The organism is Flavobacterium potami, from assembly GCF_020026915.1.
GTDB lineage: Bacteria > Bacteroidota > Bacteroidia > Flavobacteriales > Flavobacteriaceae > Flavobacterium > Flavobacterium potami.
The window spans coordinates 89,230-106,581 of record NZ_JAINUY010000005.1; the positions used below are offsets into that span (position 1 = coordinate 89,230).

At 33.9% G+C, this 17,352-nt stretch carries 9 protein-coding genes; all 9 read right to left on the reverse strand.

Annotation, left to right across the window (positions count from 1 at the left end; translation table 11 throughout):
• Position 1: 1 nt before the first annotated feature.
• Positions 2 to 1,477 carry a glycoside hydrolase family 30 protein gene (locus K6T82_RS15335; protein ID WP_223707283.1) on the reverse strand — a complete coding sequence of 492 codons (1,476 nt, stop codon included), beginning with the start codon at positions 1,475 to 1,477 and terminating at the stop codon, positions 2 to 4.
• A 28-nt stretch (positions 1,478 to 1,505) separates the two neighbouring features.
• Positions 1,506 to 2,975 carry a glycoside hydrolase family 30 protein gene (locus tag K6T82_RS15340; RefSeq protein WP_223707285.1) on the reverse strand — a complete coding sequence of 490 codons (1,470 nt, stop codon included), beginning with the start codon at positions 2,973 to 2,975 and terminating at the stop codon, positions 1,506 to 1,508.
• Positions 2,976 to 3,067: 92 nt separating this feature from the next.
• The gene (locus K6T82_RS15345; RefSeq protein WP_223707287.1) at positions 3,068 to 4,522 is read right to left on the reverse strand and encodes a glycoside hydrolase family 30 protein; all 1,455 of its coding nucleotides are present in this window, start codon (positions 4,520 to 4,522) and stop codon (positions 3,068 to 3,070) included.
• Between the two features lie 147 nt (positions 4,523 to 4,669).
• On the reverse strand, positions 4,670 to 5,554 hold the full coding sequence (locus K6T82_RS15350) for a hypothetical protein (protein ID WP_223707289.1): 885 nt from the start codon (positions 5,552 to 5,554) through the stop codon (positions 4,670 to 4,672).
• A gap of 18 nt (positions 5,555 to 5,572) precedes the next feature.
• Positions 5,573 to 7,081, reverse strand: a complete 1,509-nt coding sequence (locus tag K6T82_RS15355) for a RagB/SusD family nutrient uptake outer membrane protein (RefSeq protein WP_223707291.1) — start codon at positions 7,079 to 7,081, stop codon at positions 5,573 to 5,575.
• A gap of 11 nt (positions 7,082 to 7,092) precedes the next feature.
• The gene (locus K6T82_RS15360) at positions 7,093 to 10,218 is read right to left on the reverse strand and encodes a SusC/RagA family TonB-linked outer membrane protein (protein WP_223707293.1); all 3,126 of its coding nucleotides are present in this window, start codon (positions 10,216 to 10,218) and stop codon (positions 7,093 to 7,095) included.
• 1,149 nt (positions 10,219 to 11,367) lie between these two features.
• A complete protein-coding gene (locus K6T82_RS15365; RefSeq protein ID WP_223707295.1) occupies positions 11,368 to 12,159 on the reverse strand; it encodes a hypothetical protein in 792 nt (263 codons plus the stop codon).
• 28 nt (positions 12,160 to 12,187) lie between these two features.
• A complete protein-coding gene (locus tag K6T82_RS15370; RefSeq protein WP_223707297.1) occupies positions 12,188 to 13,894 on the reverse strand; it encodes a RagB/SusD family nutrient uptake outer membrane protein in 1,707 nt (568 codons plus the stop codon).
• A gap of 16 nt (positions 13,895 to 13,910) precedes the next feature.
• Positions 13,911 to 17,141 (reverse strand): SusC/RagA family TonB-linked outer membrane protein, encoded by a 3,231-nt coding sequence (locus tag K6T82_RS15375; protein ID WP_223707299.1) that lies wholly within the window; start codon positions 17,139 to 17,141, stop codon positions 13,911 to 13,913.
• Positions 17,142 to 17,352: the final 211 nt, after the last annotated feature.

Sequence of the window (17,352 nt, forward strand, 5' to 3'; positions counted from 1 at the left end):
ATTATTTCCAAGTATAAGTTCCTACTGAACCCGCTTCAAGAGAAGTGGCAACCCATTTTCCATCAAATTTAATATTAAAATTTTGTGTGGTAGATCCATCATTTTCTACAATTAAAACCTTAGAACCAGAAGGCGTAATAAATGCAACATTTTGTAAATCTCCACCAGAATTACTTTGAATTCTAACAGAACCCATCGGAACAAACTTTGAAGCATGTGCAATAATGTAGTAAGCTACATTACGCTGATAACTGTCGCTTGAAGTTATCGTAATTGCGCCTTTACACATTGTACAACCTCCATCTGTATGAGGTCCGAAATTAGCGTTATTGGCTACATTCCATTCTAGTGCATTTTTACTATAATTTCTGGTTGAACCGATAATTACATTTCTAACATGCCATTTCAAATCGCCACCAAATTGACCTTCTGAAGATGTCCATTGTTCTGTAAAATACACGTTTTTTGTTGGATACGAGTTGTAAACATTCGTCAAAGCACTAATATCTCCCGCATACAAATGGAAAGCCGATCCGTCAACGAAAGGAAATGCCTCCGTATCTGCCAGAATTGCTTTTGGATAGTTTGGATTATCACAGTTATGATCGTAAGCAATAATTTTTACGTTTAAATTGGCTGCTTTAAACGCTGGTCCTAAACTTTTTTTAATGAAGTTTGCCTGATCAGCAGCAGACATGTACATACTTGGATTATTTCCATCGTGTAATGGTTCATTTTGAGGAGTTAAAGCATCAATGGTAATTCCCTGCGCTTTCATTTCCTGAATATATTTTACAAGATATTTTGCATAAACATCGTAATATTCTGTTTTTAATTTTCCTCCTTTAAAACTTGCTACATCTTTCATCCAAACCGGAGCTGACCAAGGTGTTGCCAGAATTAAAATTTTAGGATTAATGGCTACAATTTCTTTTAGCATTGCAATTACATCTTTATTTTTTTCTAAACTAAATTTAGCCAAATTCAAATCTGTTTCTCCAGCTGCAAGATCGTTATATGTAAAAGGCGCCGCATCCAAATCTGACGCTCCTACACTAATTCGGATATAGCTTACTCCGATAGAATTTTCGCCAGTACCAAACAATTCTTGTAAAAGAGCAGTTCTTCTTGTAGCATTCAGTTGATTGATTACTTCAACACTTCCACCTGTTAAGGTGTATCCAAAGCCATCGATTGTTTGAAATTTCTGAGCAGGATTAACCTCAATATTAGTGTTCGAGTTTGCGGTTGTTCCAAATCCTAAAGTTCCTCCTTGTTTTGTCAGTAAAACGCTTTGATCTCCTTTTGTTAGCCAAAAATCAACATCGTTTGTAACCGTTACAGGCGGATTTACAACTGGAGGGTTTACAACCGGTGGATTTTCTACTGCATCATTTGATGAAGAACATTTTACTTGAGCCATTACAGCTGCCATAAAGAAAAATGCTTTTATGGTATTGTTTAAAGTCAATTTCATTTTTTGTGGTTTTTAGTTAGTTGCACAATTAATACACTATAGTTTGAATTGCATGTGCAGGAATAGTTATTGTATTTTTTGAGTTTTGATTTTCTAAAGAATAAACAATCTCTTTTTCAGATTGATTCATAACAATGGTAATCAATTGTCCGTCTGAATTTTTGAAAGAAGTACTTAATAGAGATTTATCAGTTGTGGATTCAAATATTCTTTTTGCATTTGGTCTTATGAATTTTGAGAAATGACCAATATAATAATACATCGGTGTATAAATTAATTCATCTTTTGTGGTGTCTGCGTGAATTGGAGCAAAACAAAAATTGCCAACATGATTTGGACCGCCATTTTGGTCTAAAAGAATATTCCAGTCAGTCCAAGCAACAGTTCCATTATTAAAATCGCTAATCATATTGAGGCCGTAACGTTCTGCATTACCCCAAAATTGATACTTAGTTGCATCAAATTTTTCAATACAACCTTCTGTAAATATTAGGTTTTTGTTTGAAAACGCTTCGTGAACTTTTCCAACAGATTCAAATTGAGGTGGTCCGCCATGCCATGTTTCGTACCAATGAAATCCGATTCCCCACGCATATTTAGAAACTTCAGGATCAGAGAAAACAAGATTGGCGCGTTTTTCTAACATATCTCCTCTGTTGTGATCCCAAATAATAACGTTTTTAGAACCTAATCCTTCTTTTTCTAAAGTTGGCCCTAAATGATTTTTAAGAAAATCTCTTTCTGCTTCAGGCGAGTAGATACAAGATTCCCATCTTTGTTTCGCCATTGGTTCATTCTGTATGGTTAATCCCCAAATTGGAATCCCCTCTTTTTCGTATGCTTTAATAAATTTAGTATAATATAAAGCCCAAGCTGGTGCAAACTCGGGCAATAAAACGCCACCGTGCAAAATATCATTATTGTCTTTCATGAAAGCTGGGGGACTCCATGGACTGGCAAATAATGTTAGTTTTCCGCCAGCAGTTTTAATTGCCTTTTTGATTAACGGAATTCTATATTTTCGATCGTGGTCTATATTGAACGTTTTTAAATCTTTGTCTCCTTCAGCAACATAGGTATAACTATCACTGCTGAAATCGCAACTGTGAATATTAGTTCTTGCCAAAGAATAACCGATTCCTTTATTTTTATCGTAGTAGGCATTCAGGAATTCCTGCTGCTTTTTTGGTGATAATTTTGCAAAAACTTCTGCGCTGGCGTCTGTAATTGCGCCCCCAATTCCGATAAAAGTCTGATCTGTTTTTTCAACATTTACGATTATAGATACTGTAGATTTTTGTTGTGTAGTGTTGTTATTTGAAATAAAATCATTCGATAATGACAATTTCAAATTAGTATTTTCGGCAGTAGTAAAAACCTTTATTTTATTGTTTTTTTGTGAAGAAGCATTATTTTTTTGAGCTGTCACTTTTGAAGTAAAACAACTTAATTGTATTAAGATAAAGGCTGATAGAAATATTCGAGTTTTTGTTTTCATATTGTTTAGAAAAACAGTTTTAAATTTAAAAGTAAGAGAAGACCAAAATGGATGATTCAAATTAGTCCTCTTCATTACTTTACTACAAAATATTAATAAACAAGCGTTTGTATAGCATGTGGCGGAATTTTAACTTCTGCCTTCTCAGCTCCAATAATCAAATTATAAGTAAGCTCATTTGCAGATTGGTTCATGACAATAGTCGCCATAGTTCCATCTGTGTTTAAAAAAGAAGTACTTAATAAAGCGCTTCTGCTCACTGCAGTACTTACTCTTACTGCATTTAAGCGAATAAATTTTGAAAAATGTCCGATATAATAAAACGATGGTGTATAAATTAATTCACCTGTTGTTGTATCAGCATGAATTGGTGCAAAACAGAAATTCCCAACATGATTTGGACCTCCATTTTGGTCTAATAGAATATTCCAATCTGTCCAGGCTACAGTTCCGTTATTAAAATCGTGAATCATATTGATTCCGTAACGTTCAGCATTGCCCCAGAATTGATATTTAGCCGCATCAAATTTCTCGACACATCCTTCCGTAAACATCAGTTTTTTGTCTGGATAAGCTTCATTTACTTTGGCTACATTATCAAACATTGCTGCACCGCCAGACCAAGTTTCATACCAGTGAAATCCCATTCCCCAAACATATTTTGCAGCTTCCGGATCTGAGTAAATTACATTGGCACGATAATTCATTAAATCACGATTATGATCCCAAACAATGATTTTTTTATCTCCTAGGTTTTCTTTTTTCAAAGTTGGGCCAAGATAATTTTTGATAAAATCTCTTTCCGCTTCAGCGGTATAAATGCATGACTCCCAAGTCTGAACCGCCATTGGTTCATTTTGAGTAGAAGTTCCCCAAATCGGAATTCCTTCTTTTTCGTATGCTTTTATAAACTTAGCATAAAAATTTGCCCAAGTTTGGTAGTATTCCGGAAGTAAAGTTCCGCCTTTAAGAACATTTTTATTGCTCTTCATAAAAGCATTTGGCGACCAAGGTGCAACGTAAGTGGTCAGTTTTCCACCTGCTTTCTGAATCACTTGTTTTATTAAAGGAATACGATATTGCCTGTCATGATCTATAGAAAAAGTTTTCAGATCTTTGTCTCCTTCTTCGATATAAGAATAGCTTCCACTGCTAAAATCAGAACTCTGAATCGTTGTTCTTAGCAAAGAATAGCCAATTCCTTTTTGTGTATCGTAATAAGCATTTAAAAATTCTGCTTGTTTTTCTTTTGAAAGTTTGGCAAATATTTCGGCACTTGCATCTGTAATGGCACCTCCAATTCCCATAAAAGTTTGAAACTTTTTGGCTGGCTGAACAAAAACAGAAGTTTCTGTTTCCAGAGGTTGTTTTGCTGCAGAAAAAGTTAAATTATCCGTAGACGCTAATCGCAACTTTGAGTTTTCTGCCGTGGTATAAACGGTTATCTTTTTACCACTTGTTGTAAATTCTTTTTTTGTTTTTGGCTGTTGTGCAATAGCTGCAACGGAAAACAAAAAGCATAAAATTTTTAGACTATTTTTTTTCATTCGCTTCCAATTATTATTGTTTAACAGAAGTTTTGGTGTAATCTAAAACTGAGTTTTTATCTCCTAAAGAATTTAAAAAATAGCCCATACTCATAATGATTATGGGCTATTTACAACCAAACTTAAACTTAAACTTAACTTAACTCTTTATTTTCCTCGGAATTCAATTTTTGAAACTGTAATTCCATCTTTTGTAAACTTATTACCACCACAACGGATTAATAAGTAGATTTTTCCTGTCTCAGCGAATTTAACTACGTTAGAAACTGTTCCTGTTTTGTCGTTTTTAACACATCCAACAGCAGAAAGCATTCCTGAGAAAGCTCCTTTAGCACAACCGTCCCAAGTACTTAATCCCATTACTTTATTGTCTTTGTATTCAACACCAGGTTGTGGAAATGATTTACCAGCATATACCTCAAACCAAGTTTCGTCAGAACCACTTAAAGCCGAAACTTTCATGTCTATTGTATATTCTTTATCTTTTACAACATCGATTGCTTGATAAATTCCTTCTTGCGCCCATCCTCCTGGAGAGTGAAGCGTTGCGCTGTTATTTTGATAAGACCAAAAAGCCGCACCTGAAGCACTAAGATTTAGTACGGTCCATTTTGCCTGATCTGCAGCAGTTGAAAAAGAACCACCTTGAACTAAATTCCCTTTCAAAGGATCTGTTGTAGCTACTACTAAATCTTTAGAAGCAGTACCTGTACCTCCTCCAGCTCCAATAGCCGTTTGCGTAATCGTGTAAGTGCCTGCATCAGGAAAAGAAACTTCTTGCACACCTTTTCCAACATAATCTCCGTTTCCTGTATTCCAGATTGATTTTAAAACTACATTCGTTTTTGCAACCAGATTATACGTATTTACTTTACCCTCAACAGGAACGATATCAAAAGATGCATCAACATTGTTGTTGGTCAACCCATTATCATCAAAAGAATCATCTGGTTGACAGCTTGTAAAACCTAACACAGCTGCCATAAAAAACAATAATAAAAATCTTTGTTTTTTGTCTAAATTTATTTTCATATGATATTTTATTAACTATTAGTAATTAGGATTTTGAACAAGTTTAGTGTTTTCTAAATCTTTCTGTGGAATTGGCCAAATTTCATTTTTACCAGCCACAAATCCGCTACTAGCAAGAACAGTTGCTGCTTGTCCAGTTCTTACTAAATCGAACCAACGGTGTCCTTCTCCTGCAAGTTCTAATCTTCTTTCGTTAGCAATAGCATCCAAAGAAACCGGTACAGAAGCTAAACCAACTCTAGCACGTACAGCATCTAATAAAGCTTGTGCTCTCGCTCCAGTTCCGCCTAAAGCTTCTGCTTCCATTAGATAAGTATCAGCCAAACGAATAGCATAAGTATCTTGTTTGTAATTTAAAGCCGTAGCTCCACCACCTTCTGTAGTATCAGAATTTAAAGGCATAAATTTCTTTAAGAAATACCCTGTGTCTTGATCTCCTTTTGCATATTTGGCAGCTCCTGATGCAACTAAAGGAAGTACATCAAAAATTGTAGATTCAAAACGTGGGTCTCCTTTCATTGCATTGTATAAACTAGGAGTTACAGGATTAAAGCTCCATCCAGAAACATAATCTGGTATTGCATTAGATGATCTTTCGAATCCACGTGGACCAACCATAATATTTACAGAGTTACCTTCATCAGCTCCACCGCCCCAGAATCCCCAATCTGCATTACTTTTATCAGTATGCATAATTTCGATAATGGCTTCAGAGTTAAATTTGTTGCTAATTACCCATAAGTCAGAAAATTTGGCAAGTAATTTATAACCATACATACTTGTACCGCCTGGAGTTCCATTTACTTCAGCAAATTCTGCTGCTGCTAAAGCATTTTTTCCTTCATATAAATACACTTTTCCTAATAATGCCTGAACAGAACCTTTAGAAAAACGTCCACCTTCTGTTGCAACGTCTATTGTATTTGGCAGAGCAGCTTTTGCTTCAATTAAATCTTTCTCAATTTGTGCATAAATTTCTTCCGGAGCAACTTGGGTTACATTGTATCCTTCAGCTGGTGAAATCGGAGTTAGAATTAATGGTAAATTTCTGAAAGTTCTCACCAATTCAAAATAGTAATAACCTCTTAATGCTTTTGCTTCAGCTGCAAAACGTATTTTTTTTGCTTCAGACATATTTACATCTGGCAATTTTAAAAGTAAAATATTTGCTCTGGCAATTCCTTGGAAAAAATCTCCCCAATAACTTCTAGGCATGATGATTTTGTCTAATTTATAATTGTCAAAACCATGGATACCTGCTCCGTCTCCAGGTCCTCCACCTCCAGCATAAAAATCATCTGAACCAGCATTTAGCATGGTAATCATATTTTCAAAACCTTTTGATTGTTTTCCCATGATATCATAAGCCGCCACTAAACCTGAGAATGCTTCTGATTCATCTCTATAATAATTGTCTACCAACGGAAGACCTTTTGGATCAACTGTTAAAAAATCCTCACCGCAAGATGAGCTTAGAAGCAACAATCCAACTGCGACGAATGAATATCTTATATTTTTAATTTTCATAATCTCTAATTTTAAAATTGTAAATTAACCCCTAACATTAAAGTTCTAGCTTGTGGATAGTATCCTTTATCAATACCAAGAACTCCTCCTCCAATTTCAGGATCGTAACCACTGTATTTTGTAAATGTCAATAAATTTTCTCCTGTTATATAAAGTCTAGCTTTTGAAAGACCTCCTTTTGAAACCACATCACTTGGAAGATTGTATCCAAATTGAACTGTTTTGATTCTCCAGTAATCCCCATCTTCTAAATAAAAATCAGAAGCGTTCGAGAAGTTTTTATTATTATCTACTGTAGATACAATTGGATAAGAATTAGTAGAACCTTCTCCTGTCCAACGACCTAAAACCGAAGTTTGATAATTGGCATCTGTAATATCTAGACGACGAAGTCCTTGAAAAATCTTGTTTCCAATTGCTCCTTGAGTAAAAATTAATAAATCAAAGTTTTTGTAATCTAAATTAAGCGTTATACCATAAGTATATTTTGGAAGCGGACTTCCGATAAAGGTTTTATCATCGTCTGAGATTGTTCCATCACCATTAGTATCTTGCCATCTGAAATCTCCTGGTCTTGCATTCGGCTGAATTAAACCGCCTGCAGCATTTGTGTAAGCATTGATTTCAGCTTGATTTTGAAAGATTCCTTGTGTTCTATATCCGTAAAAAGAATTGTAAGATTGTCCTACTTGTGTTCTTGTTACTGCACCCATATTTTGGAAAGATGCATCTCCAGAAATAAAATCAATGTCTTTTCCTAAATTAGTCACCTCATTTTCTAAGTAAGAAATATTTCCACTTATACCGAAACCAACTTGGCCAATTTTTTTACGATAAGAAAGTTCTAAGTCTACTCCTTTATTGGTCATGTCAGCAATGTTTGCAGAAGGTCTACCAGTACTACCAACGTGACCAGGCAAATCGATATCTTGTAAAATACCTGTAGACTTTTTAACATAAAAATCTGTTGTTAGTGACAAATCGTTAAATAATGCAATATCGAAACCTACGTTGGCTTGACTTGTTTCTTCCCATTTCAAATCTGGATTCGCTGGTGCGTTAGGACTATTACCAACTACTACAGAACCTTGGTTTCCTATAGTATAGTTTCGTCCTGAGCCAATAGTTGCCAAGTATTTGAAATCTCCAATAGCATCGCTACCTGTAACTCCGTATCCTCCTCTAAACTTTAACTGAGTAACCACTTTGTTTTCTGGCCAGAAATTTTCTTTACTTGGTACCCATCCTAATGAGAATGATGGGAAAGTTCCGTATTTGTTATTTTGACCAAAACGAGAAGAACCATCACGACGAACAATACCTGTAAGTAGATACTTTTCTTTGTAATCATAATTTACTCTTGCAAACAATGAAGTTACTTTATGTTGAAAACCATTGGAAGCAGAAGCTGTAATATTGTCCTGAGGATGATCATTTGGGAAAGTTGCATCATTAAAATTAGTATATGGTATACTAAAATAAGTAACTGTAGATCCAGATGTAATATTATCAACATATGCACCTTGTCCTAATAAAACTGAAAAGTTATGATCTGCAATTTGTTTTGTATATGAAACAGTGTTTTCAATATTCCATCCAAAACCTCTATTAGAATTTTTGCTTAAATTATTCTTCGCATTAATACTAGAAGGGTTGAAATAGTATACTGGCGTAAAACTATCTGATCCCCAATACGATAATTTACCTCCTAATGTAGTTCTGAATTTTAACCCTTTAATCGCTTCTACTTCTAAGTAAGCATTACCTACAAAGTTATCCGACCAAGAGTAATTACCTAATCTAGTTTGAATGTAAGCTAAAGGGTTACTCATTTCCTGAACTACCTTTTGAGAAATCCCATAAGGATTTCCATTTGCATCTCTTAAAATGTAATCCTGAGTATATGGTGATTGATTTGCAACCGTCGGGTCAGTAACCACAACTGGCGTAAGTGGATCTAAATTGATTGCCGAACTTAATGGTCCACCATACTCGTTATTTGTATTTCCGATTCCAACATTTTTCTCGTGAGAATAACCTAAAGTCTGACCAAAAGTTAAGCCTTTTACAATTTTGTGTGTAGAGTTTAAACGGATATTTTTTCTGTTGTAATTTGATATTGGAGTAGCAACAATACCTTCCTGATCTAATAATCCTAAAGAAACATAAAAAGTAGATATATCATTTCCTCCAGACAAACTTAATTCATGTCCCGTTTTTTGAGCACTATCATTGAAGATTACATCTTGCCAATTTGTACCAACTCCATAAGATGATGGATTTTGATATGGCAATTTATATGGATTTTGAGGATCTATTGTATATCCATTCGCGTATCTTTCATTCATTATTGTTGCATACTCGGTAGCATTCAACAAATCTAATTTTCTTGCAGCTTTAGAAAAACCAGTGTAGCCATTATAGTTTACACTCATTTTACCAGATCTACCTTTTTTAGTCGTAATTAAGATAACCCCCGCTGCTGCTCTTGCTCCGTAGATGGCTTGAGATGCTGCATCTTTTAAAACCTCCATAGAAGCAATATCAGATTGATTCAAGTATCCAATTCCTCCAGAATCTACGATTACACCATCTACAACCCATAATGGTTCATTGTTTCCAAAAGATGTAATACCTCTAACTCTAATTGTAGAAGAAGATCCCGGCTGTCCTGCATTGGCAGCAATTGTAACCCCAGAAACTCTACCTTGTAAAGATTGTTCAACTCTAGTTATTGGCAAATCTTCTAAATCTGAAGCCTTAACACTAGAAATTGCTCCAGTTACAACTGATTTCTTTTGAGTACCGTATCCAACAACTACAACTTCATTTAAAGATTGTGATTCTGGTTTTAATTGAATTGAAATTTTTGTTCTTCCATTTACAGCTTCGGATACTGTAGTATAACCAATGAAAGTAATTGTTAAAGTTCCGTTTGAAGGCACCTGCATTTGAAACTTCCCGTCAAAATCTGATGCGGTCGATTTAGTAGTACCTTTCAATAAAACTGTTGCACCTGGAACTGGCAACCCATTTTCATCATTCACTATTCCATTAACTGTGACATCCTGAGCCACAGCTATAACCGAGAATAACAAAGATGAAATACAAAAAACAAGTAATTTTGTTAATTTCATTTTTCTAAAAATTTTGGTTAATTAATTAGTAATTTGATGCAATACTAAAACTAAATTTTTACTTTTCGTACTTAAAAATCATTACAAAAACACATCAAAATAAAAAAAAACGCATTATAAAAACACATCAAAAAAAACGTAATTATTTGTTTTTAAAGAATTTAACAAAAAAAATAATAGTACTAAAGAAAAGTTAATTTTAAAAATAAACACTACATCAAAATTATTAGGTTGTAATTTATTTTAAAACACTCAAACTACAACGTGATAGTGAAGCTAAACCACACACAAACCCTTATATAGCAGATATTTACATAAATATTATATTGAAAATTTAAGCAAATACAAAAACAAAGAATATGATATTTTTAGGAGCTTTTTTTTACATTATCTTTAATTTCATCTACTGAAAGAAAATACTTATTTTATTGATTTTAAAATGAATTGACTTACAATTTCATTATTAAAAACAACAAAATCTTAAGACGTAATAGAGGAAAAAGTGCCTACAATTACTCTTTTCAATAAAATATTGGAATTTTTCATGGTCTAAGCAAAAAAGAATTTCAAGTTTTCCCGAAATAACTTTCTTCTAAGCTTAATTTCGACTGCTATAAGTAGACTAAAAATTATTTAGAAATTGGAAACTAAAAATTTACTTTATAAGTTATAAAAGGATTGAATTAAAAAATAGATGCAAACAATGGTTTAATTGCAACTTATATGAAGATATTAAAGAAACAGAAGCGCTGAGAATCTAATATTTGACCATTAGCTAGAAGAAGTTCGGAATAATCGCCAGAAACAAGACTTTAAAACGCTTATTTTAAAGCTTTAACTAAGAACAAGCAAGGTTTTACAAACGAAAACAGAAAAGATATCAAATAAAGCCGTAAAAAGACAAATTATAGCTTAAAAAGATTCATAGTTAGGTCTTACATCAAAACTAAACTCTAAATCCACGAAGTATATAAAAAACAATAGCCCATAATCGAAATTATGGGCTATCCAGGCAATAAACTTAACTTAAACTAACCATAGTTTAAATCTTACTCTATTTCATTAAATCAAATGAAAATAGAAATGTTTGAAAATTCGAAAAAGGAATTTTTTAATCTTCCTTTTCCGAAAATAACTAACATGAAATTTTTATTGTGGTTTATAAACAAATGTCCAACCAGTTGTAGGATCTTTCAAACTTCTTGGCACATACAGTACTAATTTACTTTCTGTAAGTGTAATGATAGTATATTCGTTAGCCGTATTACCAGCCTCATATCCTAAAATTTTTGAATCTTTAATAATAAGTTTTCTATTAGCAATATCTAATACAAAGCTTCCTTTTTCTGCTGCTGCAGTAGCGGTTTGATAATGATTATAATTTGCAGCACCATTTAAATCAAAATGCATTTTTCCAGCTACATCAAGAGGAGGACAACAATCTCCCGCATTCCACCATGCTCCCATAGCTGAATCAGGATTATCCGGAGGAGACATAAACCAATACATTGCACCTGTACCTGCAGCACCGTCAAAAACCCAAGTTTTTCCGGCAGCTGTATTTGTACTTACTAAATCATACCAATCTTGTTCTAATGGTGTATCAAGTCTATCTACCTGAACATCTATTGTTTTAGAAAAGAATTCCCCTCCTAAAGTTCCTACGAATGTAAAAGTTGACTTACCAGGAATTGGATAAACAACTGTTACTTCATTAGTAAGTGCTTTTCCTAAATTATAATCCCAATATCCAGTAATTCCAGGACTACTCATTTTTAAGGTAATCTTATTTCCTCCTGCAGGACTTTGAGATGCGCTTAATTGAACACCCGCAACATCAGTAGAATTCTCTAAATGCTTTTCATCTACAATTGGGTCGCACGCTGAAAAAGCCAGCATGAATACAGCAATTAGTAAATATTTTATATTATGAATTTTCATCTTTCTAATTATTAATGGTTATTAAATATTACCAACCTGGATTTTGAGTATAAACTCCATTTAATAGTCTCATTTCTGTTTCAGGAATTGGAACTAAACCTTTAGTTTCAGATCTGTATTTTACACTGTAATTAGCGTCAACACCAGAGTTTCTAACCTGAATCACATCATTAAACGCAGTATCAACATCACCCCAACGAATCAAGTCGAACCAGTGTAAAGCTTCAAACGCAAATTCATGAAGACGCTCATCTTTAATAGCTTGCAAAGTATAACCTACAGGCCCTAATTTTGCTCTATTTCGCACGGCATTCATACCGTCTGGCGTTTGTGTAATTTCAGAATGCATCAGTAATACATCTGCAAAACGCATATAGATAAAATCCTGTGCATGCATTAACTGCATATCTGCATTTGGCCAAGCATACATTTGCACAAACATACCTTTGTTTGTTCCGGTACCATCGTTGTGTTGAAGAGAAGTATATTTTTTATTAAAATATCCAGTTTCATGATCTCCTTTGTCTTTTGCATAACCATCTGTTCCTTGATCTGCTCGTCCAACTTCAAGTATAGACCCTCTTTTTCTTGGATCAAGATCATCCCAACCACTATATAATTTTGGATTTACAGTGCACCATCCCCATCCTTCTCCAAAAGGAGCTAATGAATTCCCTCTTAAAGAGTTAAACAAAGCCATTCTATTGGTATAAATATTACCATTTGTCCATCCCCAGTCACCAAAAGAGAATCTTTGTACAAACATTGTCTCATAGTTTCCAGTTCCAAATGTTGGGCTAATACCATCTTGTCCAACCCATGCTAAGCCCTCGGTTGTAGCCCAAGGCAATACGTTGCTTCCTGCACTTTTATTTACATAAGAATATGCCCAAAGATTTCTAAAATCAGATGCTAACTTATGTCCACTATTATTCATACAATCAGTCAAATAAGCTGCAACCTGAGTTCCTGTTAAAGTACCTCCATCTAAAAGTGGTAAATCTGTAGTTGCTTTTTTCTCTATGTTTGTCATATATCCTGTGTAGAACAAGAATACACGTCCCATATAAGCTTCTGCAACCCATTTGTTTGCATGACCATATCTAGATGTTGGAATGCTGGTAATTGGAGTCGCTGGCATTGTTTCAATAGCCAATTTCAAATCAGAAGCAATTTGCGTAAATGTTTCAGTATAAGTTGATCTCGCAACAAATCTATCTCCATCATATTTTACAATCAAAGGCACTCCTCCAAAAAATTTCGCTAGTCTGAAATAAAAGAAAGCTCTCATAAACAAAGCTTCTCCAATTGCTTGCTTTTTAAAGTCTTCAGCTTCTGCAGGAGTATTAAAATATTTAGAAAAATCTGCCACTGCTGTTTTTTCTATAATGGCATTCGCTCTTGAAATTCCATTATAAGACTGTACCCACATATCACGATAAGTATCCTCTACAGGATCTTCAAAATTATCAACCCATTTGGCAGATTTATCGTCAGGACCTCCTCCACCTAACATCATATTATCCATCAAATTGGCTGCAACTTGTTCTTCACTATGAACATTTGATGTGTAAATAGCGTTGTAAACACCAGCCATTGCTTCGTTAATATCTGTTGGTGACTTATAGAAACTTTCTAAACTTTTTTCAGAAAGATTTTCGTTCTCCAAATACTCATCGCAACTTGATGCGACAAATATTGCTGAAATTGCTATTATATATTTTAGTTTTTTCATTTTGAATGTATTAATATTAAAAATCTGCGCTTAATCCAAACATTACTGTTCTAGATTGTGGATACAAACCAAGATCGACTCCTGAAGCCCATCCATAATTTGTATTATCTCCTCCCCAACGAACCTCTGGATCCATTCCGTCGTATTTAGTGAATGTGTATAAATTATTCACTGCAACATAGAGTTTTAGATTCGACATAAACTTAACATCTTTTAATATTTCATTAAAATTGTAACCTAACGTCACATTATTAATTCTCAAATAATCAGCATTTTGCATGTATATATCAGAAATATAATTTGAGTTTCTATTAGATACAGAACTTAAACGAGGCATTTTGTTTGAAGTTCCTTCTCCGTGCCAACGATCAAAAACATCTGAAGTATAATTTTGTTTCGGATTATCTGCAAAAGATCTGTAAGACTGCATAACCTGCATTCCGTATTTACCTGCCATTGTAGTATTCAAGTAAACATTTTTAAATTCAAAATTTAACTGAATACCCAATTGAAAATCTGGATTTGGATCACCTAGGTATCCTTTATCTTTTTCATCAATTACACCATCATTATTTTGGTCAACAAAACGAACATCTCCAGGACGTTGATCAGCAAAATAAGGTTGCCCTGTTGGGCCAACATAAGCATCAACTTCTTGTTGATTCTGTAAAATTCCAGCTGTTTTAAAACCGTAGAAATAACCAATTGGGAAACCAACTTGTGCTCTTGAAATTTCTGAAGTTCCTTGAGATAATACGTGGCTAAGTCCATGAATAATTCCATCAGCATTAGCAACTTTTGTAACTTTATTTTTATTTGCTGCACCGCTTACAGTAATACCATATTTAAAATCACCAATCTTATCTTTCCAGCTTACAGATACTTCAAAACCTTTATTTTCAATATCACCTCCATTAATATAAGGCGCTCCAGCACCAGATGTTCCTGGTAATACACCCAAAACTAGCCAGTCTTTTGTAGTTTTCTTATACCAATCAAATGTGATTCCTAATCTTGAATTGAATAAACTTGCATCAAATCCTAAGTCTAACTGTTCAGAAGTTTCCCAGCTAACTTCAGGATTCGGTATTTTTGCTGGATAAGCTGTTTGTCCAGAAACTGGTTTTGTATCTCCAAAAAAGTAACCTGGAAAAGCATATTGAATATTAGAAGAGTAGTAGAATGCATAATCAGTATATTGATTACCATTTTGTCCCCAGCTCGCTCTTAATTTCAAGAAATCAAGCGTTTTTGATGTACTAGACATAAAATCTTCTTTTGTAACAACCCAACCTGCAGATACAGAAGGGAAATTACCATATTTATGACCATCTCCAAAATTTGAAGAACCGTCGCGACGTATAACAGCTGATAAAAGATATTTTTCTTTATAATCATATTGAGCTCTTGCAAAATAAGACATTAAACCTCCTCCACCTGCAGCAGTGTCAAATCCTGTTGTATTGATATCAGCTACCGAACTAGGACTTTTAGTATTATTTAAATACGCATACTTTGGATCGTTTGGAAATAATAATCCGTTTCTTGAACCGTAAACGTTATTATTCACAACATTTTGAAGTAACTCTGTACCAATTACAGCGTTTATGTTGTGATTTCCAAATTGTTTAGTGTAAGAAAGTGTATTAGTCCACGTAGAGTTAGCACCAAAATATTGAGATTGTGAAGCACCATCTACTGAATCATTATAAAGTAATCCTAAATGATAAGTTGGATTCATTGATCTACTGTAACCAAACCAAGAATCAATACCATAAACTGTTTTAAATCTAAGGTTTGAAATTGGTTCAATTTCTGCAAATACGTTTCCTGTTATTTTATGATCTCTTGGATAATTGTAGTTACTTCTGTAATACATAACCGCCAACGGATTAGTTTGTCCTGTAGACAGACCGTCTAAAGTAGGTGTATAACCGAATTCGTTGATATTTCTATCTTTAGCAACTTGCCAATAAGCAGGCTGTAATGGGTTTTGAGTTAGAGCATTATGCAAATCGTTTCCATAAATGTTTCCATTTGACACATCTCTTTTTTGAATATTAGTGTAAGTTAAATTTTCTCCAACTGTAATAATACTATGGCTTTCATTTTTCTTCAAAACCATTTGCGTATTCATTCTTGCTGTTAATCTTTTATACCCTGCATCAATGATATTTCCTCCAATTATACCATCCTGATCAAAATATGAAAAACCTAATGAATATGTAATATCCTCGCTTCCACCAGTAATATTTAGGGTATGATTTACTATTGGCGCGTCTTTTTTAGACATCTCATTGATCCAGTTAGTACCTTGCCATCCGCTTTGAAGTTTATCCCAAATTTCATTACCTAGTTGAGTACCTGCCCCTGGATAATTGGTCTCTAACCAAGTATTATTAGTTAGCATTGCTTTCCAGTCATTTGGTGCAAGACCATCATTAACACGGCCTTCATCCATAATGTACATGTATTCTTGTGCGTTTAAAGGATCCAGATTTTTGTAAATGTTTTGAATTCCAAAATAAGAATCATAACTAATTTTAGCAGGTCTTCCTTTGCGGCCTTTAACAGTTGTAATTAATACAACTCCATTAGCAGCTCTGGAACCGTAAATAGCAGCAGAAGCAGCATCTTTAAGAACATCTAGAGACTCAATATCTGAAGGGCTCAGATAATCAATATCTCCAACCGAAACACCATCAACAATGTACAATGGATTTGAAGATCCAATCGTACCAATACCACGAATAGTTACTTTTGTTCCTGCGCCTGGTGTACCACTGTTTCTTGTAATACTAATACCAGGAGCAATCCCTTGAAGCGCTTCCATTGCAGAACCAGTGTTTAATTCCTGTAATGTTTCTCCTTTAAAGTTTGAAGAAGCGCCCGTAATTAATGCTTTCTTTTGTGTACCGTAACCAATAACAACTACCTCATTCAAACTTTGAGATACTCCTTTAAGCACAACATTAAGCTTAGTTCTTCCATTTATTGCTTCGTTAGAAGTTTCAAAACCAACGAAACTAATTGTCAAGGTTCCATTAGAAGGAGCACTTATCTGAAATTTTCCATCAAAATCAGAAGCCGTAGCTTTATTAGTCCCCTTAATTAAAATTGTTGCCCCTGGGACGGGTAACCCACTTTCATCATTAACGGTTCCACCAACCGTAATATCCTGAGCGAATACGACAGATGAAAACAATAAAGATGAAAAACAAAAAATAAGTAATTTTGTCAATTTCATTTTTCTAAAAATTTTGGTTAATTAATTAGTAATTTAATGCAATTATAATGTTAAATTTTAACTATGCAGAATTAAAATTCTTTACAAAAACACTTCAACTTAAATTTTAACACCCTACAAAAACACAACATTTTTATTTTAAATATTTGATTTACAATATCTTAAATATAAGAAAATTTTGTTATAAAAATGTTAATTAAAAAAAACGTAT

Excerpts from the sequence above, each read along its gene's own strand:
- K6T82_RS15375 (WP_223707299.1), bottom strand. The coding sequence starts at position 17,141 with ATGAAATTGACAAAATTACTTATTTTTTGTTTTTCATCTTTATTGTTT.
- K6T82_RS15350 (WP_223707289.1), bottom strand. The coding sequence starts at position 5,554 with ATGAAAATAAATTTAGACAAAAAACAAAGATTTTTATTATTGTTTTTT.
- K6T82_RS15365 (WP_223707295.1), bottom strand. The coding sequence starts at position 12,159 with ATGAAAATTCATAATATAAAATATTTACTAATTGCTGTATTCATGCTG.
- K6T82_RS15355 (WP_223707291.1), bottom strand. The coding sequence starts at position 7,081 with ATGAAAATTAAAAATATAAGATATTCATTCGTCGCAGTTGGATTGTTG.
- K6T82_RS15370 (WP_223707297.1), bottom strand. The coding sequence starts at position 13,894 with ATGAAAAAACTAAAATATATAATAGCAATTTCAGCAATATTTGTCGCA.
- K6T82_RS15335 (WP_223707283.1), bottom strand. The coding sequence starts at position 1,477 with ATGAAATTGACTTTAAACAATACCATAAAAGCATTTTTCTTTATGGCA.
- K6T82_RS15360 (WP_223707293.1), bottom strand. The coding sequence starts at position 10,218 with ATGAAATTAACAAAATTACTTGTTTTTTGTATTTCATCTTTGTTATTC.
- K6T82_RS15345 (WP_223707287.1), bottom strand. The coding sequence starts at position 4,522 with ATGAAAAAAAATAGTCTAAAAATTTTATGCTTTTTGTTTTCCGTTGCA.
- K6T82_RS15340 (WP_223707285.1), bottom strand. The coding sequence starts at position 2,975 with ATGAAAACAAAAACTCGAATATTTCTATCAGCCTTTATCTTAATACAA.